Below are 379 nucleotides of genomic sequence, written 5' to 3'. Positions count from 1 at the left end.
CAAGCGGTTAAGACACCGCCCTTTCACGGCGGTAACACGGGTTCGAATCCCGTAGGGGTCACCATTTATGGAGGATTAGCTCAGCTGGGAGAGCATCTGCCTTACAAGCAGAGGGTCGGCGGTTCGATCCCGTCATCCTCCATCAGTATTGCCGGTGTAGCTCAATTGGTAGAGCAACTGACTTGTAATCAGTAGGTTGGGGGTTCAAGTCCTCTCGCCGGCACCACTTTTAAAAAATCATCGTCTTATTAGGACGAGCCATTAGCTCAGTTGGTAGAGCATCTGACTTTTAATCAGAGGGTCGAAGGTTCGAGTCCTTCATGGCTCACCACTTTTATATGCGGGTGTGGCGGAATTGGCAGACGCACCAGACTTAGGA

At 51.2% G+C, this 379-nt stretch carries 3 tRNA genes; all 3 read left to right on the top strand.

What is annotated here, in order from left to right:
• The first annotated feature begins 69 nt into the window (after positions 1 to 69).
• The 3 genes from QYG89_RS17200 to QYG89_RS17190 all read left to right on the top strand — a co-directional run bounded on the left by QYG89_RS17200 (position 70) and on the right by QYG89_RS17190 (position 331).
• A tRNA-Val gene (locus QYG89_RS17200) sits at positions 70 to 142 on the top strand.
• Between the two features lie 8 nt (positions 143 to 150).
• Positions 151 to 226: transfer RNA gene (locus QYG89_RS17195), tRNA-Thr, on the top strand.
• Between the two features lie 29 nt (positions 227 to 255).
• Positions 256 to 331: transfer RNA gene (locus QYG89_RS17190), tRNA-Lys, on the top strand.
• The last annotated feature ends 48 nt before the right edge of the window (positions 332 to 379 follow it).

Origin of the sequence: Bacillus lumedeiriae, assembly GCF_044891285.1 — a bacterium.
GTDB lineage: Bacteria > Bacillota > Bacilli > Bacillales > Domibacillaceae > Pseudobacillus > Pseudobacillus lumedeiriae.
Note: the sequence above shows the minus strand (reverse complement) of the source record. Positions and strands in the feature narration are given on the sequence as shown.